This is a genomic window from Thermogemmatispora carboxidivorans, from assembly GCF_000702505.1.
Taxonomy (GTDB): Bacteria; Chloroflexota; Ktedonobacteria; order Ktedonobacterales; family Ktedonobacteraceae; genus Thermogemmatispora; species Thermogemmatispora carboxidivorans.
In genome coordinates this window covers 4,666,275-4,685,951 of the sequence record NZ_JNIM01000001.1, presented here as the reverse complement: position 1 = coordinate 4,685,951, position 19,677 = coordinate 4,666,275, and the positions used below count along the sequence as shown (strand labels likewise).

The following is a 19,677-nucleotide window of genomic DNA, read 5'->3' as shown; positions in this document are numbered from 1 at the left end:
TGACGAGCGAGCAAACCAGGCCCGCTGCTGCCCCGGCCCAGCTCTCGCCTGGTCCCTCCTCTGGCGAGGAGTCGACCGCTGGCTAACTCTATCTCTGGTCGCGTCGTGCGGCGCTCGCTTCCCGAAAGCGCTCGCACTACACGCAGCCTGGCTCGCGCTGAGCGAGTGCGTGCTGCCCTATCTTGGTTGGTAATCGTGAGGCGATGCCGTTGCAAGGTGCACCCCCTGGGCACGTTATCGTATGTCTGTTGCACTGAGCATGTGAGCACTAAGAAGTGAGGATGAACAATGGCGAAGCAGAAGTTTGAGCGGACGAAGCCGCATGTGAATGTGGGCACGATCGGGCACATTGACCACGGGAAGACGACGCTGACGGCGGCGATCACGCGGGTGCTCTCGCGGGTGCTGCCCAGCAGCGTGAATAAGTATATTGCCTTTGACCAGATTGATAAGGCGCCCGAGGAGCGAGAGCGCGGGATCACCATTTCGATCTCGCATGTGGAATACGAGACGGAGAAGCGGCACTATGCGCACGTGGACTGCCCGGGGCATGCGGACTACATCAAGAACATGATCACGGGAGCGGCGCAGATGGACGGGGCGATCCTGGTGGTGAGCGCGCCCGATGGGCCGATGCCGCAGACGCGGGAACACATTCTGCTGGCGAGGCAGGTGGAAGTCCCAGCGATGGTGGTGTTTTTGAACAAGGTGGATATGATGGAGGATGAGGAGCTGCTGGAGTTGGTGGAGCTGGAGGTGCGGGAGCTGCTGGCGAAGTACGAGTTTCCGGGGGATGAGGTGCCGGTGATCCGAGGGTCGGCGCTCAAGGCCCTGGAGAGCAAAGGGGATCTGACGCGCAGCGATCCCGATGCGCGCTGCATCTGGGAGCTGCTGGATGTGGTGGACAGCTACATTCCGACGCCGCAGCGACCGATAGACAGGCCGTTCCTGATGCCGATCGAGGACGTGTTTGGGATCAAGGGGAGAGGGACGGTGGTAACGGGGCGCATTGAGCGAGGCAAGATCCGGGTGAACGAGCAGGTGGAGATTGTGGGCTTCAGCGATGAGGTGAGGACGGTGGTGGTGACGGGAGTGGAGATGTTCAACAAGACGCTGGATGAAGGGCTGGCGGGGGACAACGTGGGGTGTCTGCTGAGAGGAGTGGAGCGAGACGAAGTGGAGCGAGGGCAGGTGTTGGCGGCGCCGAAGTCGATTAAGCCGCACAAGCTGTTCAAGGCGCAGGTGTACGTGTTGTCGAAGGAGGAGGGGGGGAGGCATACGCCGTTCTTCTCGGGGTACAAGCCGCAGTTTTACATTCGGACGACGGACGTGACGGGGACGATCCAGTTGCCAGAAGGGGTAGAGATGGTGATGCCGGGGGATCATGTGAACATGACGGTGGAGCTGATCTATCCGGTGGCGATGGAGGCGGGGGTGCGCTTTGCCATTCGCGAGGGTGGCCGCACCGTCGGCGCGGGCGTCTGCACCGAGGTGCTCGAATAAGCGGCGAAGCCAGAAGCTCACCTGATCACAGGCCAAGGCCAGGCCAAGAAGGAGGCAAGAGACAATGGCTACCGGAGCGAAACAGCGCATCCGCATTCGCTTGAAGGCCTACGACCATCGCATTCTGGATCAGTCGGCGATGCAGATCGTCGACACGGCGCAGCAGACTGGGGCGCGTGTCTCTGGTCCCGTACCGCTGCCCACGGAGATCCAGAAATTCACCGTGATCCGTTCGCCCTTTATCGATAAAGACTCGCGTGAGCAGTTTGAGATTCGCACCCACAAACGCCTGATCGACATTGTCGATCCGACCAACAAAACGGTCGAAGCGCTCACGCGCTTGAATCTGCCCGCAGGCGTCGACATCGAGATCAAGCTGTAGGTGGATAGGCCAGAGAGAGCCACATCTTCGCCTCTGGCCGTCAGCCTGCCAGCAAAGCGCAAGCGAACGGGACAGAACGGCAGCAGCGCAAGCGGTCGCTCAGGTCGCTCGGTCCCGTTCACTCTCCTCAGAGAGAGTGAGCGAGCGCGGGTGGGCTGAGGCGGATGAGCCAGGGCGAAGAGTCCTCGTCTGGTTCCATCCCTCCCTGCAGAGGAGAGTAGGTAGAGAGTATGCTCAATGGATTGTTGGGCAGGAAAGTGGGCATGACGCAAGTGTTCGGGCCGGATGGCAATGCCATCCCTGTAACCGTTATCGAAGCGGGCCCGTGCATCGTTACCCAGATCAAAACCACTGCCCGTGATGGCTACGAAGCAGTCCAAATCGGTTTTGAGCCGATTCCCGTCAAGCGTGCGACGCGCCCGCTGCTCGGGCACCTTGGTCACCGGCTGCCGCTCTTGAGGGCCCAGCGCCGCCGCCTGCAACAGTACCAGCAGGAGCAGCGCACCAAGGCCCGCGGCCAGGAAGAGGGAGCTGAGAGCGGGAGCGTAGCCCAGGCGTCCGAAGAGAAGAAGCCAGACAAGCAGGTTCAGAAGCTGCTGGCCTTGCAGGAGAACCGCCAGCGTCGTCCAGGGCCGGAGCTGGGACCTTTCCGCGTCCTGCGGGAGGTCAAGCTGCAGGAAGGGGCTGAGCCTGACAAGCTAGAGCTGGGGACCCGTTTTGACGTCAGCCTCTTCAAGGTCGGCGAATTTGTCGATGTGATCGGCACCTCCAAAGGAAAAGGGTTCCAGGGCGGCATCAAGCGCCACGGCTTTGCTGGCGGCCCCAAGACGCATGGACAGTCGGATCGTCATCGTGCACCCGGCTCCATTGGCTCCGGCACCACCCCCGGGCGCGTGCTCAAGGGCCTGCGCATGGCCGGTCACATGGGCGATGCGCGCGTCACAGTCAAACGGCTGCGTGTGATTCAGGCCGACCCGGAGCGCAATCTGCTGGTAGTCAAGGGCTCGGTGCCCGGTGCGAATGGCGGCCTGCTCATGATTAGGAAGCATAAGAGGTAGGTAACGGCGATGCCCTCGACGACAGTCTATAACATGGCCGGCGAGGCCGTGGGAGAGCTTGAGCTGAACGAGCAGGTCTTTGGGATCACGCCCCATATCCCGGTGCTCCATCAGGTGGTCACCGCCCAGCTGGTCAACCGCCGCCAGGGCACCGTCTCCACCAAGCACCGCGGCGAGGTCTCGGGAGGAAATAAGAAGCCGTACCGGCAGAAAGGCACCGGTTTGGCGCGCCAGGGAAGCATTCGCGCGCCCCACTTCCGCCACGGTGGCGTGGTCTTTGGGCCGCGGCCTCGCATCTATCATCACGATGTGCCACGCAAGATGCGGCGCCTGGCAATTCGCTCGGCGCTCTCGGATAAAGTGGCCAACAACCGTCTAATTGTCGTGGACCGGCTCCAGCTGGAGCAGCCACGTACCAAGGAGATGCTAGAGGTGCTCAGCAAGCTGCCCATCGGCGACAGCAAGCGTGTGCTGCTGATGCTGCCGCAGCGCGACGAGAACGTCTTGCTCTCGGCGCGCAACATTCCGGGCACCAAGGTTGAGCACATCTGCGCCATCAATGTCGTGGAGCTGCTGAAGCACGACAGTGTCATCATGCCGGTGCCGGCTGTGCGCTGGCTGGAATACGTCTTCGGCGAAGGATTGAGCGCCGAGGAGGCCAGCCAACGGATTGCCGAAGCCGAGGGCGAGGTCGAAGCCCAGGCGGAGGCTGAGACGCAGGAGGAGCCTCAGAGTGAGGCCGCCGGCGACAGCGAGGAGGAGTAGGCCGTGGAGATCACCGAGGTTCTGCGTCACGGAATCATCACAGAAAAATCGGTCAAGCTCCAGGAACAGCAGAACAAGTATACCTTTAAGGTGGCGCCAGAGGCCACGAAGATCGACGTGCGCCGCGCCGTCGAGCAGCTCTTCAATGTGAAAGTGCTCAAGGTCAACATCATCAATGTGCCCGGCAAGAAGCGCGTCTTGCGCCGACGGGGCGCCATGCCGCGCGTCATCCACGAGCAGCGCTGGAAAAAGGCCATCGTGACCATCCAGCCGGGTCAGACCATTGAGGCGTTGAAGGCGTAAGGGGAAGAAAGACAATGCCAGTAAAGCAATATAAGCCAACGACACCCGGGCGGCGCGGTATGACGGTTTCCACCTTCGAAGAGATCACGAAGACGGAGCCGGAGAAGTCGCTGATCAAGCCGCTCAAGAAGCATGCCGGTCGCAACAACCAGGGCCGGATCACCACCCGCCATCGGGGTGGGGGCGCGAAGCGAGCCTATCGCATCATCGACTTCAAGCGCAACAAGCTGGGCGTGCCAGCCAAAGTGGCCGCGATCGAGTATGATCCCAATCGCTCGGCCCGCATTGCCCTCCTGCACTATGTCGATGGAGAAAAGCGCTACATTATCGCGCCGCTTGGGCTGAAGGTCGGCGACCACGTGATGTCGGGGCCGGAGGCTGACATCAAGCCCGGCAATGCTCTCCCGCTCAAGAACATTCCGGTTGGCACCACTGTTCACAACATCGAGCTGGTGCCGGGGCGTGGGGGCCAACTGGTGCGCAGCGCTGGCGTGGGGGCCCAGCTCATGGCCAAAGAGGGTGAGTACGCCCTCATCCGCCTGCCTTCGGGCGAGCTGCGCTACGTGCACAGCCGCTGCATGGCCACCGTTGGCCAGGTCGGCAATCCCGACCATGAGAACATCACCATCGGCAAGGCGGGCCGCTCCCGCCATCTGGGTCGACGGCCTGCGGTGCGCGGCGCGGCTATGAACCCCTGTGACCATCCGCATGGCGGTGGCGAAGGACGCGCTCCGCGCGGCGGTCAGCCGCAGACGCCCTGGGGCAAGCCCGCCCTCGGCGTCAAGACGCGGCGCAACAAGCGGACCGATCGCTTCATTGTCCGTCGGCGCAACGCTGGTCGACGCTAGCGAGTAAGCCGGCCAGACAGGCACAGGTAGGAGGAGGAGAAAGACAGCATGTCGCGCTCGCGTAAGAAGGGACCATACATCCACGAATCGCTGAGGAAGAAGGTCCTGGCAATGCGACGCAGCGGTGAGCGTCGCCTGATCAAGACCTGGTCGCGCGCCTCAACCATCTTCCCCGAGATGGTTGGCTTGACCATCGGCGTGCACAATGGCAAAACCCATGTGCCGATCTATATCACCGAGAACATGGTAGGCCATAAGCTGGGAGAATTCGCTCCCACGCGGCACTTCCGCGGCCACTCGGGTGGGAAGAGCGAGCGAACCACCTCGGTTCGCTAGCTTGCTCTCTCCTCCCACCCCTGGCGGAAGGCCAGCGGAGCCATCTTTGATGGAGTAGGAGATGCAAGTCAGGGCTATTGCGAGAAACATAGGCATTTCGCCGCGTAAGTTGCGCCTGGTCACCGATGCGGTCAAGGGACTGCGCGTCAGCGAGGCGCTACCGGTTCTTGATTTCCTGCCCAATGCCGGGGCCAGGCCGGTCAAGAAGGTGATCCAGTCGGCGGTAGCTAACGCAGAGAACAACTACAATCTCGATCCCGACCAGCTGTACATACTCAACATTGTGACAGACGAAGGGCCACGTCTGAAGCGCTTGAAGTTCCGTTCGCACGGACGGCGGTCGTACATCATCCGCCGCTTCAGTCATGTCACAGTCATCGTTTCGGATGATCGAGCCGACCTGGGACGCTAACGAATTGAGCGAGCGAAGTGCAGTGAAGGAGGAGCACGTCAGTGGGACAGAAGGTTCATCCCACAGGGTTCAGGCTCGGCATTATCAAGACCTGGCTTTCTCGCTGGTATGCTGAGCGTGACTACAAAGACCTGCTCGCGGAGGACATGCTGATCCGCGAGACGATCAATCGCGAGCTGGCCAACGCGGCGGTCTCGCGCATTGAGATCGAGCGTGCGGCGGCGACGCAGGTGTCGGTGACCATTCATACCGCCAGGCCGGGCATCGTGATCGGTAAGAATGGCGAGAAGGTGGACCGGCTGCGCAATCTGCTGGAGTCGAAGATCCATAAGCGGGTGCGCCTCAACATTGTGGAGATTCGCCAGCCGGAGCTGGATGCCTACCTGGTTGGTCGCACGATTGCTGAGCAGCTTGAGAAGCGTGTCTCGTTCCGGCGCGCCATGAAGCAAGCGGTGCAGAAGGCGATGCGCTCCAATGCCAAGGGGATCAAGATCATTGTCAGTGGGCGCCTCGGAGGCGCCGAGATCGCCCGCAGCGAGAAAGAGGTTGAGGGGAAGGTTCCCTTGCATACTTTGCGCGCCGATATCGACTATGGGCAGACGGAGGCCCACACGACCTATGGCGTGATTGGGGTCAAGGTCTGGATCTACAAGGGGGACGTACTCCCCGGCAAGGGCCCCGGTCCCGAGGGACACGAGGCGGCCCCCCAGCCAGCACTGCTGCCGCGTGAGGTCGGTGTCGGGGAGCGTCGTGAGCGACCCGAGCGCCGCGAGCGACCCGAGCGCCGCGAGCGGCCTGAGCAGCGTGGACCTCGCCCCCGGCCTGAGCATGCTCAGGGACGTCCTGGGCGGGAGCGCGGTCAGGCTCAGGGTGGTCAACAGACCCAGGCTCAAGGGGAGCGCGAGCGCGGTCCGCGCCCTCCACGCGGTGAGCGCGAGGGCCAGCAGGGGCGCCAGGGACGCCCGCCACGTCCTCCTCGTCCGCCACGGGCCGATCAGGGTCAGCGCGGCGGCGAGCAGGGGCGCCAGGCCCAGCAGTCCGAGAACCAGCCGTCAGCTCAGCACCAGCAGCACCAGCAGCGACAGCACCAGCACCAGCAGCAACGGCAACCGCAACCACAGCAGCCTGTCCAGGGCTCGGCACCGGCTGCCCCGTCTGAGCAGACAGCCCCACCGCCTGCGCCTGAGCAGCCACAGGGCGGCGAGCAGTCTTCTGCAGGCCGCGCCGAGGAGTAAGCGGGCAGGCTGGAGAAAGAGACGCGGTGGATAGGCGGCCAGCGCCGCGGAGTGCTCTCGCCAGGCGAGCGAGCCAGGCCCAGCAGAGAGCAAGCTGGCATAGCTAGCGACGGCTAGCGACAGTCGAGGAGAGCCGATGCATCAGCCCCGACCGCTGCAGAGGGCAGCGGCAGGCAGACGAAGAGGCGGGGCTAGCTGTGGCAAAGAGGAGAAAAGGCAGCCATGTTACTGGCACCGAGACGTCCAAAGTATCGCAAACAGCATCGCGGTCGCCTCAAGGGGACCGCTCATCGCGGCAATACGATCGCCTTCGGCGACTATGGCTTGCAGGCTCTGGAACCCTGCTGGCTGGAAGCGCGCCAGATCGAGGCCGCTCGTATTGCCATCACGCGCTTCATGAAGCGCGGCGGCAAAGTCTGGATTCGCGTCTTCCCCGATAAGCCCGTGACCGCGAAACCCGCAGAGACGCGCATGGGTAAGGGGAAAGGCGCCCTCGACCACTGGGTAGCGGTGGTCAAGCCCGGACATATGATCTTCGAGATCAGTGGCGTGAGCGAGGAGATCGCCAGGGAAGCTGCACGCCTGGCAAGCCATAAGTTGCCGATCGCCACACGCTTTGTAGTCAAAGGGGAGGCGGAGCGTGCCGAAGCTTAAGGAGCGTCGCCAGCAGATTCGTGAGATGTCGTTACCAGAAGCCCAGCGCGAGCTGAAAGAGCTGCGTACCAAGCTCTTCAATCTGCGCCTGCAGAAGCAGCGCGGGGAGGTTAAAAACACGCGCATCTTCGCTCAGACTCGCAAAGATATCGCTCGCCTGCTCCACCATATCTCACAACTGGAGGCTGAGCAATGACCCAGAGAACGACCGAGCAGCATGCGGCCACGCTCAGCTCGACCGCAGGGCAAGCGCAGCGCCGTCGCCTGCAGAAGGTGGGGCTGGTGATCAGCAACAAGATGGACAAGACCATCGTCGTTGCGGTTGAGCGGCTCAAGATGCATCCAGTCTACAAGAAAACCTATCGTCAGACAAAGCATTTCTATGCGCATGATGAGCACAACCTCTGTCAGATTGGAGATATTGTGCGCATTGAGGAGAGCCGCCCGCTGAGCAAGCTCAAGCGTTGGCGCCTGGTCGAGATCATCAAGCGCGGTAGCGGTGTTGTACCTGTTGAAGAAGTGCTGGGCCAGGAGATCACCAGCGAGCTGGAGCGGGTACAGCAGGGTACGGGCCAGGCGGCGTTGGGCGGGCCGGGTGAGCAGCAAGGAGAGGAGGGAGCCGAATGATCCAGCCCCAGACTCGTCTCAAGGTTGCCGACAACACGGGGGCCAAGGAGATCATGTGCATTCGTGTCCTTGGCACCTCGAACAAGAAATATGCCACGGTTGGTGACGTCATCAAGGCCAGCGTCAAGAGTGCCGCGCCCAACGGCCAGGTCAAGAAAGGCGAGGTAGTCACCGCGGTCGTGGTGCGCGTTGCCAAGGAATACGCGCGCCCGGACGGCTCTCATATTCGCTTTGACGATAATGCTGCCGTCCTGATCGGCGCTGGCAACAACCCCCGAGGAACACGTATCTTTGGTCCGGTGGCCCGCGAGCTGCGCGAGAAAAACTATGTCCGTATCCTCTCGCTCGCGCCAGAAGTGCTCTGAGGGAAGGTGAGGAAAGAAGGTAGAGACGATGGCTGTCAAGACGAAAGCGAAGGAAGAGAAGCGGCCTCTGCACCGGGCCAAAATGAACATCAAGAAGGGCGACACCGTGCTGGTCATCGCGGGCAAAGACCGGGGCAAGCAGGGGACGGTGGTCAGGGCACTGCCGCAGCGCAACAAGGTCATTGTCGAGGGAGTCAACCTTGTGAAGCGGCATCAGAAGCCGCAAGGACAGCTGCGTCAGGGGGGGATTATCGAGAAAGCCCTGCCCATCCATGTCTCTAACACGATGCTGGTCTGCACAGAGTGCGGTCAGCCAACGCGTGTAGCCCACGAGCGTCGTCCGATGGGGGCGGATCAGAAGCTCCGCCCGGTGCGTATCTGCAAGAAATGTGGCAAGGTCATTGCTGATCGGACGAGGAGTGCGTAGAGATTATGGCAGCACGCTTGAAGGAGAGGTATCTCAAGGAGGTGGCACCGGCCCTGCAGAAGGAATTCAATTATAGGAATCCGATGCAGGTGCCGCGCATCCACAAAGTGGTCATTAATATTGGGATGGGCGAGGCCATTCAGAACGCCAAGGCGATGGAAGCGGCGGTGAACGACCTTTCGCTCATCACTGGTCAGCGCCCGGTCATTACCCATGCGCGGCGCTCGGTAGCCTCGTTTAAGGTGCGCAAGGGCATGCAGATCGGCTGCATGGTGACGCTGCGGGGCGAGCGCATGTACTACTTTCTTGATAAGCTGATGAATGTCGCTCTGCCGCGTCTGCGCGACTTCCAGGGAGTTTCTCCTGATTCCTTCGACGGGCGTGGCAACTATACGCTAGGCTTGCGTGAGCAGCTCGTCTTTCCCGAGATTGACTATGACAAGATCGATAAGGTCCGGGGCATGGAGGTCAGTATTGTGACCACGGCACGCACCGATGAGGAAGGGCGGCGCCTGCTCAGCCTGCTCGGGATGCCCTTCAGGAGGTAGGATCGATGGCCAAGATCTCGATGATCGTCAAGGCTCAACGCAAGCCCCGCTTTAAGGTGCGCAAGCACAACCGCTGTCGGGTCTGCGGTCGCCCGCGTGCCTACATGCGCAAGTTCGGCCTGTGTCGCATCTGTTTCCGTGAGCGGGCCTTGCGTGGTGAGCTGCCCGGTGTGACGAAATCAAGCTGGTAGGTTCAGCTATCGCCCAGGTTGGCAGCGTGAAAGAGCGAGCGAGCGCACGAGCGGGCATGCGAACTGCCTGCAGCGGGGCGGGCGAGCTACTGGGCCGCATGGCTCCAGCCAGCACACGAGCAAAGCGCCTGTCCGAAGCTGTTGGGCTAGCTAGTCGAACGAACGAACGACCGAACGCACGAACGAAGAAATGCGTGAACGAACTGGGTGAGAGTGGCACTGATCGACGAACGCTCGTTCTTTCATGATCGTGGAGGTGTTGTACTATGAACATGACCGATCCCATCGCGGATATGCTCACCCGCATCCGCAATGCGATCATCGCGCGGCACACGCGGGTCTCGATTCCGGCCTCCAAGATGAAGTTGGCCATTGCGCGTGTGCTCAAGGAAGAGGGCTACATTAAGGATATCGAAGTGATCAAGGATAATCCCCAGGGGACGATCCGGATCACCTTGCGCTATGTCGATAAGAAGCCGGTGTTGACCCAGCTGGAGCGTGTGAGTAAGCCTGGACGGCGTGTCTACACCAGGCGCAAGGATATTCCCCTGGTGCGGGGTGGGCTGGGGGTTGCCATTCTGTCCACTCCCAAGGGCGTGATGACGGGACGCAAAGCCTATCAGCTCGGTCTTGGGGGCGAGGTTATCTGTCACGTCTGGTAGACGGGAGGTAGACACGTGTCGCGTATAGGGCGTATGCCGATCCCGATCCCGCCGAAGGTCGAAGTCAGCTGGAACGAGGAGAATCTGGTCACTGTGAAAGGCCCCAAGGGCGAGCTGTCTCTCAAGATCCCCTCGTCCCTCTCGCTGGCCCTGGAGAATGGCACGCTTAAGGTGGCGCGCCAGTCCGATAACAAGCTGCATCGTTCTCAGCATGGCCTCTATCGCACGCTGATCAACAATATGGTGGTCGGTGTGACTCAGGGTTACAGCAAGCAGCTGGAGATTCACGGCACTGGCTACCGCGCCACGAAGGTGGGCGACAACCTGGTGATCATGGTGGGCTATTCCCACCCGATTGAGGTGCCTCCGCCGCCAGGCATCTCCTTCACGGTCGATGGGGTTGACTCCGTGACCAAGGCCACCAAGATCAGCGTGGTCGGGATCGATAAGCAGAAGGTGGGCGAAATGGCGGCCATCATTCGCCGCATTCGCGAGCCGGAGCCGTACAAGGGCAAGGGCATCCGTTATGCTGGCGAAGAGATCCGGCGCAAGGCTGGTAAGGCCGGCAAGACGGGCAAGGCTGGCGGGAAGAAGAAGTAAGGGGCGCTGGCTGGAAAGCTGGTCGGCCTTGCCGCCGGCTGATCTGCCAGCCAGGCGGGCCGGTTTGCCGGGCTTCGCTCGTGCTGGCACAAGCACGGCTGCGACGAGGAGGGACGTAGTGCCGATCACGTCCCTTGCAGCGTCGGTTCATCTTTCTTTATTACTCTTATAGAAGAACAGGGGCACGTTCTCATGATCAAGACCTTCAATGCGAACAAGGCGCGGCTGCGTCGGCACCAGCGGATACGTCGCCGAGTCGAGGGCACAGCGGAACGGCCACGCTTGAATGTGTTCCGCAGTGCTCGTCATATCTATGCCCAGATTATCGATGATACCTTGGGTCAGACACTTGTAGCGGCCTCCTCGTTGGAGTCAGCGTTGCGCGATTTCCAGCCGGCGCTGCCTCCTGAGTCGGCGGCTTCCCAGCAGGTGGAAGCCGTTGCGGAGGAGGAGGTAGTCGTTGAGAGCGCGGCGGAGGCAGCTCCTTCGCGCAAGGCTGCTCGGGCGGCGCGGGCCCAGGCTCAGACGCAGCCGGCCCGTGGTGGCAAAGGTGGTCAGCAGCAGCGGGGCCGCCCGCCGACTCAGGTCAAGACCGTTCTGCCCAGCGCTCAAAAAGGCGAGAAGAAAACGCCCGTCGAGGCCCTGGCCGCTATTGCCTATAATCGCAAAGTCGCTGTTGCGCGTGAGGTTGGCAAGTTGCTCGCGCAGCGCGCGAAAGAGAAGGGGATCGAGAAGGTCGTCTTTGATCGTGGAGGCTACGCCTATCACGGGCGCGTAGCCGCCCTCGCCGAAGGGGCGCGTGAAGGCGGCCTACAGTTCTAGGTCAGGTAGGTAGGCACGAGCACGAGGAGGAACATGCCGAGAATAGATGCGTCGAAGCTGAACCTGGAAGAGATCGTGGTCGAAGTCACCCGCGTCTCCAAGGTCGTTAAGGGCGGGCGCCGTTTCAGTATCCGGGCGCTCGTGGTAGTTGGGGACCGCAATGGCCACGTTGGCTATGGCATGGGGAAGGCCGCCGAGTATACCGAAGCGATTCGCAAGGCCGCTGAGGATGCCAAAAAGCATCTGATTCAGGTTCCATTGACCGGCACCACCATCCCCTTCATGGTCAGGACGACCTTCGGGGCCTCGCAGGTGATGCTCAAGCCCGCCGCACCCGGTACCGGGGTCATCGCTGGGGCAGCGGTGCGCGCCGTAGTGGAGCTGGCTGGCATTCGCGATATCCTCACGAAGGTGATTGGCAGCTCCAACCGCGCCAATACCGTTGGCGCCTGCATTGAGGCCCTCAAGGAGCTGCGCTCGCCCGAGGAAGTGGCGGCCCTGCGTGGAAAGACCGTCGTCGAGCTCCTGGGACGGCGCCGTGCGGAACGCCTGGCGGCGGCTGCGGCCAGCGCTGCCGAACAGGCAGCGGCCCTGCGTGCCGCCCGCGAAGAGGAGGCGCGCGAGCAGCGTGCCCTCCGCCGGGCTGCCCGCGAGCGCGCCGAGCGCGGGGAACGCCGTGGGGAACGCCGTCGCTAGACCCCACTCACTTGCTCGCTCGTTCGTTTGCTTCTGCTCAGCCTCGCCGCTCGCTCGAGCCTGACCTGGCTTGCTCGATTGGTAGCGCTGAGGCTGGTGAGGTGGCCCTCCCTGGCCCTGCAGACTGGGGTCGGCGGCAGAGCGGTGCTGAGCAGAGCAGGATGAACGCCGGAGTGTTGAGGAGAGAGACTGTTATGGCAAAGCTGCGTATCAAGTGGGTGAAGAGTACGATTGGCTACGCGCAGGATCAGCGCGAGACTATCCGTTCGCTTGGACTGCGCAAGCTCCAGCAGGAAGTGGTGCGCGAGGATACGCCCACGACTCGCGGAATGATTCAGAAGGTGAGACACCTGGTCAAGGTGGAGGAGATAGCCTCATGAAACTGTCGGATCTGCGACCAGCTCCTGGCTCGCATAAGCGGTCGAAACGAGTTGGGCGAGGACATGGCTCGGGACGCGGTAAGACCGCGGGCCGCGGTACCAAGGGTCAGAAGGCGCGCACCGGCGGGAAGGTCAGCCAGGCCTTTGGCGGAGGTCAGACGCCGCTGTCGCAGCGTCTGCCTTTCCTGCGGGGCATTGGCAATAGCAACGCTCCCTTCCGAAAGGAATACGCCGTTGTCAACATCGAGAGCCTGGAGCGCTTCTTTGAGCCAGGGGCTCAGGTGACGCCAGAGACGCTGGCCGAGAAGCACCTGCTCTCGTCAACTGAGAGCCGCGGCCTGGTCAAGATTCTGGGCGACGGCGAGCTGCATCGCCCGCTGACGGTCCGGGCCCACAAGTTTTCAGAAAGCGCGCGTGCCAAGATCGAGGCCGCCGGGGGCAGTATCGAAGTGATCCCGGTCAAGGTCTACGAGAAGACGAAGCGCCGCAAAGATCAAGGGAAGCTGGCCCAAGGCGCACAGGCCCAGGCCTGAGCATATCGCCCGCCTGGGCCTGCCTTTCCTGTTCCCCAGGCGGCGGGTCAGCCAGAGCGCTGGCCGGCCAGCCTGGTCTGACGCGGTGAGCAGCAACCAGCCAGGCGATCGAATCGATCTCTGAGGAGCATGATGAGGGCAGTGACCAACCATCAGCGCGGCCAGAGCTACTGCTCCTATTGGCCGGGAAGGGAAGGACCCCAGGCTCTGGCCCCGAGCCTGGAGGCTGCTTATCCGCGCGACGCCTGTTGTGAAAGGAGCCATCCATGTTAGGACGGCTGCTCAGTGTCTGGTCTATTCCCGACCTGCGCAAGAAAATTATCTTTACGCTAGTCATCCTGCTGCTCATGCGGCTCCTAGCGCACATCACTGTGCCGTTGACCCACCAGCAGGAGCAAACGCTGGCCAGCCTCTTCACGAACGGTCAAAATCAGAATCTGGGCCAGTTACTCGGCCTTCTGGACATTTTTTCAGGGGGATCGCTCCAGACCTACTCGATCATCGCCATGAGCGTCTACCCCTACGTCACGGCGACCATCGTGATGCAGCTGCTCGCGCCGATCATTCCGGCTCTCCACCGTCTCATGGAAGAGGGTGAGGCCGGACGGCTCAAGTTCAGCCAGATTACGCGCATCATCACGGTCCCTCTGGCTTTTCTCCAGGCGCTGGGTAGCGCGGCCATCTTTGTGAGGGTGGGCGTTCTCGACGCCAGCACCTTCAACCTCTTTGGCCCTAACTGGCTGCAGACGCTGGCCATTCTGCTCTCGCTGACCACGGGAACGATGATCCTGGTCTGGTTTGGCGAGCTCATCACGGAGTATGGCGTCGGCAATGGCATCTCCATTATCATCCTGGGCAACATTGTGACCCGTCTGCCCACCCTGGTGCAGCAGGGCTACCTTTCCAGCACCACCACAGGCGGCACGAGTAGCAGCATTCTCAATCTGGTCGTGCTGGGCCTCATCACAGTGGTCACCATTGCCGGCATCGTCTATATCTACCTGGGACAGCGACGTATTCCGATTCAGTATCCTACCAAGCGCATCGTGGGACGGGGGATGCTGGTCGGCTCGGCGCAGACCACCTATATTCCCATGATGGTCAATAGCGCCGGCATGATCCCGCTGATCTTTGCCAACTCGGTCTTGCTCTTCCCAACCGTGATCTCCCAGTACCTGGCCAGCAGCAATGCCAGCTGGCTCACGACGGCGGCGAGTTGGCTCAGCAGTACCTTGCTCAATACAACGCTGCCCTGGTACTGGCTATTCTACTTTTTGCTGGTGGTCGGGTTCACCTACTTCTACGCCGATCTGGTCTGGGAACAGCAGAATATTGCTGAGAATCTGCAGAAGCAGGGGGCTCACATTCCTGGCTATCGCCCGGGCGAGCAGACGCGGATCTACTTGAAAACGCTGCTGAGGCGGATAACACTTGGCGGCGCTCTCTTCCTGGGCATTCTGGCGGTCCTGCCCTATCTGGCCAGAACCCAGATGCTCAGCTCGACCGCCCTGCTGGTCGTCGTGGCAGTGGCGCTGGATACCATCAGACAGCTTGAAGCACAAGTTGTCATGCGCAATTACTCGGGTTTCCTGTCGTAGGTCGGCGAGGCGCGATGGTGCGCCTCGTCCGCTTCCATCGGAGGAGAAACGGTGCTGATCATTCTCATTGGCGCTCAAGGGTCGGGCAAAGGGACCCAGGCGAAAGCGCTCTCTGAGGAACTTGGGATTCCGCATGTAGCCAGCGGAGATCTGTTTCGTAAGGAAGTCGCTGAAGGCAGTGAGCTGGGCCTGAAAGCCAAAGACTATCTGGATCGCGGCGAGTTGGTCCCTGACGAGCTGACGATCGCCATGATCATGGGTCGACTGGCCCGTCCCGATTGTGCCAGGGGGGCCTTGCTGGATGGCTTCCCGCGAACCATTCCCCAGGCGGAGGCTCTGGATAAAAGGCTGCAGGCCGTTCAGAGGCAGGTCGATCTGACCGTTTATCTGGAGGTGCCACGGGAGGAATTAGTGCGGCGGCTGTCGGGTCGCTACATTTGTCGCGCCCGCCAGCATGTCTACAACATCTATAGCAAGCCACCTAAGGTTCCGGGTGTCTGCGATATCGATGGAAGCGAACTCTACCAGCGCTCCGACGATGTCGGCGAAGCGGTCGAGCGGCGACTGGATATCTTCTTTCATGAGACCATTCGCCTGCTCGACTACTACCTGGCACAGGGGAAGCTGGTCAAAGTCAATGGCAATCAGAGCATTGACGAGGTTCATCAAGAGTTGCTCTCGACCATCAAAGGCTATGAACAAGGTCAGCATGGGTCGGCCTGATCCGTCAGCCCGCAGCAGGCAGGCCCGGAGGGCTGGCGGTGCACGCTCTGGCTCGCCCCAGCCCGGCCACCCATGAGGAGAGTTGATAGTGGCGATTATCCTAAAATCAAAGGAAGAGCGCGAGCGCATTCGCGAGACAGGGCGAATTGTGGCCGCCGTTCTGGCTGAGCTGCGCAGCGCGGTCCGCCCCGGTATCACCACCGCTGACCTGGACCGCCTGGCGGCGGAGGCCCTGCAGCGCTATGGGGCAAAATCAAGCTCGCTTGGCTACCACGGCTACCCTGGTCACCTCTGTACGTCGGTCAACGATGAGGTGGTGCATGGTATCCCGGGCAAGCGCGTGCTCCAGGAAGGCGATGTGATCAGCATCGACCTCGCCGCTCATTATCAGGGCTGGCATGCCGATGCCGCGGTCACAGTCGGAGTGGGAGAGATTAGCCCCGAGCTGAAGCGCCTGCTCAAGGTGACCGAGGATGCCCTCTATCGCGGCATTGCAGCGGCTCGGGCCGGCAATCGCCTGTTGGATATTAGCCGCGCTATTCAGCAATTCGTGGAGAGCGCCGGCTTCTCCCTGGTGCGTCAGTACGGCGGCCACGGGGTTGGTCGCAGTATGCATGAAGATCCCCAGGTGCTAAACTATGTCGAGCCTGGGCTGCCCAATCCTGCCCTGCGGCCCGGAATGGTGCTGGCCATCGAGCCGATGGTCAATATGGGTGGAAAGGAGACGCGCGTCCTCGCCGATCGCTGGACCGTGGTTACGGCTGATCATAGCTACTCCGCCCATTTCGAGCATACTGTCGCCATCACGGAAGGCGATGCTGAGATCCTGACACTCTGACAACTAGCCAGGAGAAGGCAGACGTGCATGGCGAGACGGACAGGACCGGCGCGAGCAGGCCTCTTACCACGTGGACCTCTCTGGCCTGGTCTGGCTTGGCTTGGCTTGGCTTGGCCTGGTGAGCCTCTCCTGCGCCAGGCTCCAGGGTACGGGCAGGCTCAAGAAGGCCACCAAGAAGCTACTTGCTTGCCTGCTTGTTTGTTTGTTGGCTGACTGATTGACTGACTGACTGGCTGACTGATTGACTGACTGGCTCGCGGGCAGGAGCAGCCTGCAAACGGGTGAACGATGCGTCAGGTGCTTCGGCACGGTGGCGACTGGCTGCTTCAGCAGAGGAACAAGGCATCCAGTTGTGGTAGAAAGAGGGTCTGCCCCTCGACTTTCCCAAAGGTTTGTGCTATAATTCGCAGTTGGTCGCAGCAGTCTTCCCTGCTGCTTTTTGCCACTCTGGAAAAGCACACAAGTCGTAGGGACAAACGACCTTCTCATAGAGAACGAACTCGCCTTGTTTCCTCATATGCGGCGTAGTGCAGGAGTGGGTCACCTGTCTGCCTGCCCGGACGGGCAAGGCAGAACGGCCCGGTAGCCTCGTATGGGGAATCGAATCCGTATCCGCCGGTCAGCCAACGAGCTAGCCAACGCCAGCAGGAAGCGGGGAAGGGGAGGAGAAGACGGCGGCAGCGTAGAGTAGATGAGTGGGTGGACCTGGCTGAGGTGGGTGGAGGGAGTGGAGTGGATCGTTTGTGTACAACCTGCTGTTGGAACGCTTCGATGAGCCACTGCAACAGGTGACGACGAAAGGGTGCTATGCCGAAAAAGGATGAGATCGAGGTGGAGGGCGAGGTGACCGAAGCCCTCCCAAATGCGATGTTCAGGGTCAAGATCGACGAGAACCATCAGGTTCTGGCGACGCTGTCGGGACGCATCCGCATGAATTTCGTGCGCATCGTCCCCGGCGACCGGGTCAAGGTGGTGCTCTCGCCCTATGACCTGACACGGGGCCGCATCACCTGGCGCGTCAAGCCCTGACCGAAGCGGCTCCCTGGATCGCCGCAGCCGCAGAGGCAGAGAAAGCAAGACCGGCCTTGTTGTTGCGCCGCTTCCTACTACGGCAAGGCAAGCGAGCTGTTCAGCATTAGCAGAGAGCAGACAGAGAGCAGACAGCATTGGGCCTGAGTCCACACGAGAGTGGTTCGGCCCGGCCCGCAGAACGTTGGCTCCGGCGCCTCGCTCCCATGTCACAGCTCAGATTCGTCTGTGCAGCTTCTGCACCGTCAGGGATGGCTCCCGCGCTCTGGCTTCCACATCGGGTGAGGGGGGCAGGGTGAAACCGGGCGAAGCCGGGCTGGCGACTGATCCAGCCAGTGGAGCGAGAGCAAGAGCCAGCGCCTGCGTCGCGTCGCGTCGGCACCCGCCCTTTCGTCTTCGATGGCCTGCGTTAGTCGGGCCGGCCTGGTCTGACTCTGCGCTGCTGCGCTCCGCTTCTCTCGCTTGGCTCGACGTAACTGGATGCTTCAGGCAAGCGCTTCGATGCAACGCAATATCTATTGATACTGGCGAAGTCAAGAGCAGAAACGAAGGAAGGAAGGAGGGAGCCGTGAAGGTACGCGCCTCGGTGAAACCACGCTGCGAGCACTGCAAGATCATTCGCCGCAATCGCGTGGTGATCGTGATTTGTACCAAGAACCCGAAGCATAAGCAGCGTCAGGGCTAGAGTGTGCTCGGGTACGGGCTGAGCCGTAGCGGCAATGGTAGCCGACAGGCCCTGTGGCGGTCTGGCTGCCGGACTGAGCTGAGCGGGCAAATGACAATTGCTGGCTGAGGCCAGCCGGCCCAACAGCGAGCGCCGCTCTGTAGCCTGTGTTTGCCTTACACTTATCTTTGTTCGTTTGTCCGTGTGGCCTCTTGCGAGAGGCAAGGTCTGGGGAGGCGGTGAAGCAAGCTCTACGTGGAGTTCACCGCCAGTGGTGATCACCAGACCAGCAGAGCGATCGCACGCACGAACTATCTGTCAAAAGCGACGGTGTGAACAGAAAAGCTCAGGCGAGGAGAAGAAAGGCGGGGCAGAGGCCAGGCCAAAGGCCCCGGCCTGTCTGATCTGGAGGAGAAGATGGCTAGAATTGCCGGAGTCGATATCCCACGCGAGAAACCAGTCGAGATCTCGCTGCGCTACATCTATGGGATCGGCCCTACGACCAGCCGGCAGATCCTGGAGAAGACCCGCGTCAATCCGTCCAAGCGGGTCAAGGATCTGACCGAGGACGAGGTCAACCGTATTCGCGAGGTGGTTGACCGCGAATACAAGGTCGAGGGCGATCTGCGCCGCGAGGTCGAGCAGAATATCAAGCGCCTGATTGAGATCGGCTGCTATCGCGGCCAGCGCCATCGCCGCAACCTGCCGGTGCGTGGCCAGCGAACCCGAACGAATGCGCGTACTCGCCGCGGACCGCGGAAGACGGTGGCCGGCAAGAAGAAGGCTACAGCCAAGAAGTAGGCATGGCTCCCTCAAAGGCAGCTCCTTCCTGCTCTTCCTCGCCCGGCGATTGCTCTGCCCTGCCTGGTGCCAGCTCCGGCCCTCACGGTGGCGCTGGCAGGCCGGCGAGCAGAGTGCAGGGGAGGCAGCAGAGAGGAACTGAGCTGCACGCGGTCTATTGCAAACGCTTCGCTCAAGCGCTTAGCAGGCGAGCATGCCTGGATCAGAGGATAGAGTTGCAGGTCATTCTCACTAAAACAAGCAGACCGACTCACCGGAGGTAGAGAGAAAGAAAACATGGCCGAGAAAAAGAAGCAGGCGGGTAAGCCGCGCAAGCGTGAACGGAAATCGGTGCCGCGTGGCCAGGCGCACATTCAGGCGACCTTTAATAATACGATAGTCACCATGACCGACCCGAATGGGAATGTCGTTGCCTGGAGCAGTGCCGGCTCGCAGGGCTTCAAGGGATCGCGTAAGAGCACTCCCTACGCGGCCCAGGTTGCGGCAGAGGCCGCGGCTCGCAAAGCGATGGAGCATGGCATGCGCCAGGTCGAGGTCTATGTCAAGGGGCCAGGCTCTGGCCGCGAGGCGGCGATCCGCTCGCTGCAGGCTGCTGGTCTCAACGTTGTTTCGATCACTGATGTCACGCCGATTCCGCACAATGGCTGCCGACCGCCGAAGAGGCGTCGTGTGTAGGT

At 61.5% G+C, this 19,677-nt stretch carries 26 protein-coding genes and 4 pseudogenes; all 30 read left to right on the top strand.

Going from position 1 to position 19,677, the window contains the following annotated elements:
• Positions 1-288: 288 nt before the first annotated feature.
• The 30 genes and pseudogenes from tuf (at position 289) to rpsK (ending at position 19,675) form a co-directional block, all read left to right on the top strand.
• Entirely contained in the window at positions 289-1,503 is a 1,215-nt protein-coding gene (gene tuf, locus N688_RS18555) for an elongation factor Tu (RefSeq protein ID WP_052887444.1), read from the top strand.
• A 64-nt stretch (positions 1,504-1,567) separates the two neighbouring features.
• A complete protein-coding gene (gene rpsJ / locus N688_RS18550) occupies positions 1,568-1,885 on the top strand; it encodes a 30S ribosomal protein S10 (protein ID WP_052890671.1) in 318 nt (105 codons plus the stop codon).
• A gap of 263 nt (positions 1,886-2,148) precedes the next feature.
• On the top strand, positions 2,149-2,943 hold the full coding sequence (gene rplC, locus N688_RS18545) for a 50S ribosomal protein L3 (protein ID WP_052890670.1): 795 nt from the start codon (positions 2,149-2,151) through the stop codon (positions 2,941-2,943).
• 9 nt (positions 2,944-2,952) lie between these two features.
• The gene (rplD, locus tag N688_RS18540) at positions 2,953-3,708 is read left to right on the top strand and encodes a 50S ribosomal protein L4 (protein WP_081838996.1); all 756 of its coding nucleotides are present in this window, start codon (positions 2,953-2,955) and stop codon (positions 3,706-3,708) included.
• A gap of 3 nt (positions 3,709-3,711) precedes the next feature.
• A complete protein-coding gene (rplW, locus tag N688_RS18535; protein WP_052890669.1) occupies positions 3,712-4,011 on the top strand; it encodes a 50S ribosomal protein L23 in 300 nt (99 codons plus the stop codon).
• Positions 4,012-4,025: 14 nt separating this feature from the next.
• Positions 4,026-4,859 carry a 50S ribosomal protein L2 gene (rplB, locus tag N688_RS18530; protein WP_052890668.1) on the top strand — a complete coding sequence of 278 codons (834 nt, stop codon included), beginning with the start codon at positions 4,026-4,028 and terminating at the stop codon, positions 4,857-4,859.
• A 48-nt stretch (positions 4,860-4,907) separates the two neighbouring features.
• Positions 4,908-5,195, top strand: coding sequence for a 30S ribosomal protein S19 (gene rpsS, locus N688_RS18525; RefSeq protein WP_052890667.1), 288 nt, complete (start codon positions 4,908-4,910; stop codon positions 5,193-5,195).
• Positions 5,196-5,256: 61 nt separating this feature from the next.
• A complete protein-coding gene (rplV, locus tag N688_RS18520; RefSeq protein ID WP_052890666.1) occupies positions 5,257-5,607 on the top strand; it encodes a 50S ribosomal protein L22 in 351 nt (116 codons plus the stop codon).
• A gap of 41 nt (positions 5,608-5,648) precedes the next feature.
• Positions 5,649-6,377 (top strand): annotated as a pseudogene (gene rpsC, locus N688_RS23675) (30S ribosomal protein S3); the annotation flags it as partial.
• A 687-nt stretch (positions 6,378-7,064) separates the two neighbouring features.
• Complete coding sequence (gene rplP / locus N688_RS18510; protein WP_052890665.1) at positions 7,065-7,496, top strand: 50S ribosomal protein L16; 432 nt, start codon at positions 7,065-7,067, stop codon at positions 7,494-7,496.
• Positions 7,483-7,692: a 50S ribosomal protein L29 gene (rpmC, locus tag N688_RS22470; protein WP_156025507.1), complete on the top strand. Its 210-nt coding sequence runs from the start codon at positions 7,483-7,485 to the stop codon at positions 7,690-7,692. The genes rplP and rpmC overlap by 14 nt, the downstream gene beginning before the upstream one ends.
• A 101-nt stretch (positions 7,693-7,793) precedes the next feature.
• Positions 7,794-8,123, top strand: coding sequence for a 30S ribosomal protein S17 (gene rpsQ, locus N688_RS24070; protein WP_420341023.1), 330 nt, complete (start codon positions 7,794-7,796; stop codon positions 8,121-8,123).
• A complete protein-coding gene (rplN, locus tag N688_RS18500; RefSeq protein ID WP_052890664.1) occupies positions 8,120-8,488 on the top strand; it encodes a 50S ribosomal protein L14 in 369 nt (122 codons plus the stop codon). The genes rpsQ and rplN overlap by 4 nt, the downstream gene beginning before the upstream one ends.
• Positions 8,489-8,516: 28 nt before the next feature.
• The gene (rplX, locus tag N688_RS18495) at positions 8,517-8,915 is read left to right on the top strand and encodes a 50S ribosomal protein L24 (RefSeq protein ID WP_420341007.1); all 399 of its coding nucleotides are present in this window, start codon (positions 8,517-8,519) and stop codon (positions 8,913-8,915) included.
• Between the two features lie 5 nt (positions 8,916-8,920).
• On the top strand, positions 8,921-9,463 hold the full coding sequence (gene rplE / locus N688_RS18490) for a 50S ribosomal protein L5 (RefSeq protein WP_052890663.1): 543 nt from the start codon (positions 8,921-8,923) through the stop codon (positions 9,461-9,463).
• Between the two features lie 5 nt (positions 9,464-9,468).
• A complete protein-coding gene (locus N688_RS18485; protein WP_052890662.1) occupies positions 9,469-9,654 on the top strand; it encodes a type Z 30S ribosomal protein S14 in 186 nt (61 codons plus the stop codon).
• 266 nt (positions 9,655-9,920) lie between these two features.
• On the top strand, positions 9,921-10,316 hold the full coding sequence (gene rpsH, locus N688_RS18480; protein ID WP_052890661.1) for a 30S ribosomal protein S8: 396 nt from the start codon (positions 9,921-9,923) through the stop codon (positions 10,314-10,316).
• Between the two features lie 15 nt (positions 10,317-10,331).
• Positions 10,332-10,916: a 50S ribosomal protein L6 gene (rplF, locus tag N688_RS18475; RefSeq protein ID WP_052890660.1), complete on the top strand. Its 585-nt coding sequence runs from the start codon at positions 10,332-10,334 to the stop codon at positions 10,914-10,916.
• Positions 10,917-11,108: 192 nt separating this feature from the next.
• Positions 11,109-11,351: pseudogene (locus N688_RS18470) on the top strand (50S ribosomal protein L18); the annotation flags it as partial.
• 231 nt (positions 11,352-11,582) lie between these two features.
• Positions 11,583-11,738 (top strand): annotated as a pseudogene (locus N688_RS24065) (50S ribosomal protein L18); the annotation flags it as partial.
• Positions 11,739-11,771: 33 nt separating this feature from the next.
• Positions 11,772-12,269 (top strand): annotated as a pseudogene (gene rpsE, locus N688_RS18460) (30S ribosomal protein S5); the annotation flags it as partial.
• A gap of 359 nt (positions 12,270-12,628) precedes the next feature.
• Positions 12,629-12,814 carry a 50S ribosomal protein L30 gene (gene rpmD, locus N688_RS18455; protein WP_052890658.1) on the top strand — a complete coding sequence of 62 codons (186 nt, stop codon included), beginning with the start codon at positions 12,629-12,631 and terminating at the stop codon, positions 12,812-12,814.
• Complete coding sequence (gene rplO, locus N688_RS18450) at positions 12,811-13,347, top strand: 50S ribosomal protein L15 (RefSeq protein ID WP_052890657.1); 537 nt, start codon at positions 12,811-12,813, stop codon at positions 13,345-13,347. The genes rpmD and rplO overlap by 4 nt, the downstream gene beginning before the upstream one ends.
• Positions 13,348-13,613: 266 nt before the next feature.
• A complete protein-coding gene (gene secY, locus N688_RS18445) occupies positions 13,614-14,945 on the top strand; it encodes a preprotein translocase subunit SecY (RefSeq protein WP_052890656.1) in 1,332 nt (443 codons plus the stop codon).
• Positions 14,946-14,996: 51 nt separating this feature from the next.
• Positions 14,997-15,668 carry an adenylate kinase gene (locus tag N688_RS18440; RefSeq protein WP_052890655.1) on the top strand — a complete coding sequence of 224 codons (672 nt, stop codon included), beginning with the start codon at positions 14,997-14,999 and terminating at the stop codon, positions 15,666-15,668.
• Positions 15,669-15,756: 88 nt separating this feature from the next.
• Entirely contained in the window at positions 15,757-16,506 is a 750-nt protein-coding gene (gene map, locus N688_RS18435; protein WP_052890654.1) for a type I methionyl aminopeptidase, read from the top strand.
• A gap of 807 nt (positions 16,507-17,313) precedes the next feature.
• On the top strand, positions 17,314-17,535 hold the full coding sequence (gene infA / locus N688_RS18430) for a translation initiation factor IF-1 (protein ID WP_052890653.1): 222 nt from the start codon (positions 17,314-17,316) through the stop codon (positions 17,533-17,535).
• Positions 17,536-18,103: 568 nt separating this feature from the next.
• Positions 18,104-18,220 carry a 50S ribosomal protein L36 gene (rpmJ, locus tag N688_RS18425; RefSeq protein WP_052890652.1) on the top strand — a complete coding sequence of 39 codons (117 nt, stop codon included), beginning with the start codon at positions 18,104-18,106 and terminating at the stop codon, positions 18,218-18,220.
• A 396-nt stretch (positions 18,221-18,616) separates the two neighbouring features.
• Positions 18,617-19,000, top strand: coding sequence for a 30S ribosomal protein S13 (rpsM, locus tag N688_RS18420; RefSeq protein ID WP_052890651.1), 384 nt, complete (start codon positions 18,617-18,619; stop codon positions 18,998-19,000).
• Between the two features lie 276 nt (positions 19,001-19,276).
• Positions 19,277-19,675, top strand: a complete 399-nt coding sequence (gene rpsK / locus N688_RS18415) for a 30S ribosomal protein S11 (protein ID WP_052890650.1) — start codon at positions 19,277-19,279, stop codon at positions 19,673-19,675.
• The last annotated feature ends 2 nt before the right edge of the window (positions 19,676-19,677 follow it).

Excerpts from the sequence above, each read along its gene's own strand:
- tuf (WP_052887444.1), top strand. The coding sequence starts at position 289 with ATGGCGAAGCAGAAGTTTGAGCGGACGAAGCCGCATGTGAATGTGGGC.
- rpsJ (WP_052890671.1), top strand. The coding sequence starts at position 1,568 with ATGGCTACCGGAGCGAAACAGCGCATCCGCATTCGCTTGAAGGCCTAC.
- rplC (WP_052890670.1), top strand. The coding sequence starts at position 2,149 with ATGACGCAAGTGTTCGGGCCGGATGGCAATGCCATCCCTGTAACCGTT.
- rplD (WP_081838996.1), top strand. The coding sequence starts at position 2,953 with ATGCCCTCGACGACAGTCTATAACATGGCCGGCGAGGCCGTGGGAGAG.
- rplB (WP_052890668.1), top strand. The coding sequence starts at position 4,026 with ATGCCAGTAAAGCAATATAAGCCAACGACACCCGGGCGGCGCGGTATG.
- rpsS (WP_052890667.1), top strand. The coding sequence starts at position 4,908 with ATGTCGCGCTCGCGTAAGAAGGGACCATACATCCACGAATCGCTGAGG.
- rplV (WP_052890666.1), top strand. The coding sequence starts at position 5,257 with ATGCAAGTCAGGGCTATTGCGAGAAACATAGGCATTTCGCCGCGTAAG.
- rplP (WP_052890665.1), top strand. The coding sequence starts at position 7,065 with ATGTTACTGGCACCGAGACGTCCAAAGTATCGCAAACAGCATCGCGGT.
- rpsQ (WP_420341023.1), top strand. The coding sequence starts at position 7,794 with ATGGACAAGACCATCGTCGTTGCGGTTGAGCGGCTCAAGATGCATCCA.
- rplN (WP_052890664.1), top strand. The coding sequence starts at position 8,120 with ATGATCCAGCCCCAGACTCGTCTCAAGGTTGCCGACAACACGGGGGCC.
- rplX (WP_420341007.1), top strand. The coding sequence starts at position 8,517 with ATGGCTGTCAAGACGAAAGCGAAGGAAGAGAAGCGGCCTCTGCACCGG.
- rplE (WP_052890663.1), top strand. The coding sequence starts at position 8,921 with ATGGCAGCACGCTTGAAGGAGAGGTATCTCAAGGAGGTGGCACCGGCC.
- N688_RS18485 (WP_052890662.1), top strand. The coding sequence starts at position 9,469 with ATGGCCAAGATCTCGATGATCGTCAAGGCTCAACGCAAGCCCCGCTTT.
- rpsH (WP_052890661.1), top strand. The coding sequence starts at position 9,921 with ATGAACATGACCGATCCCATCGCGGATATGCTCACCCGCATCCGCAAT.
- rpmD (WP_052890658.1), top strand. The coding sequence starts at position 12,629 with ATGGCAAAGCTGCGTATCAAGTGGGTGAAGAGTACGATTGGCTACGCG.
- rplO (WP_052890657.1), top strand. The coding sequence starts at position 12,811 with ATGAAACTGTCGGATCTGCGACCAGCTCCTGGCTCGCATAAGCGGTCG.
- secY (WP_052890656.1), top strand. The coding sequence starts at position 13,614 with ATGTTAGGACGGCTGCTCAGTGTCTGGTCTATTCCCGACCTGCGCAAG.
- infA (WP_052890653.1), top strand. The coding sequence starts at position 17,314 with ATGCCGAAAAAGGATGAGATCGAGGTGGAGGGCGAGGTGACCGAAGCC.
- rpsM (WP_052890651.1), top strand. The coding sequence starts at position 18,617 with ATGGCTAGAATTGCCGGAGTCGATATCCCACGCGAGAAACCAGTCGAG.
- rpsK (WP_052890650.1), top strand. The coding sequence starts at position 19,277 with ATGGCCGAGAAAAAGAAGCAGGCGGGTAAGCCGCGCAAGCGTGAACGG.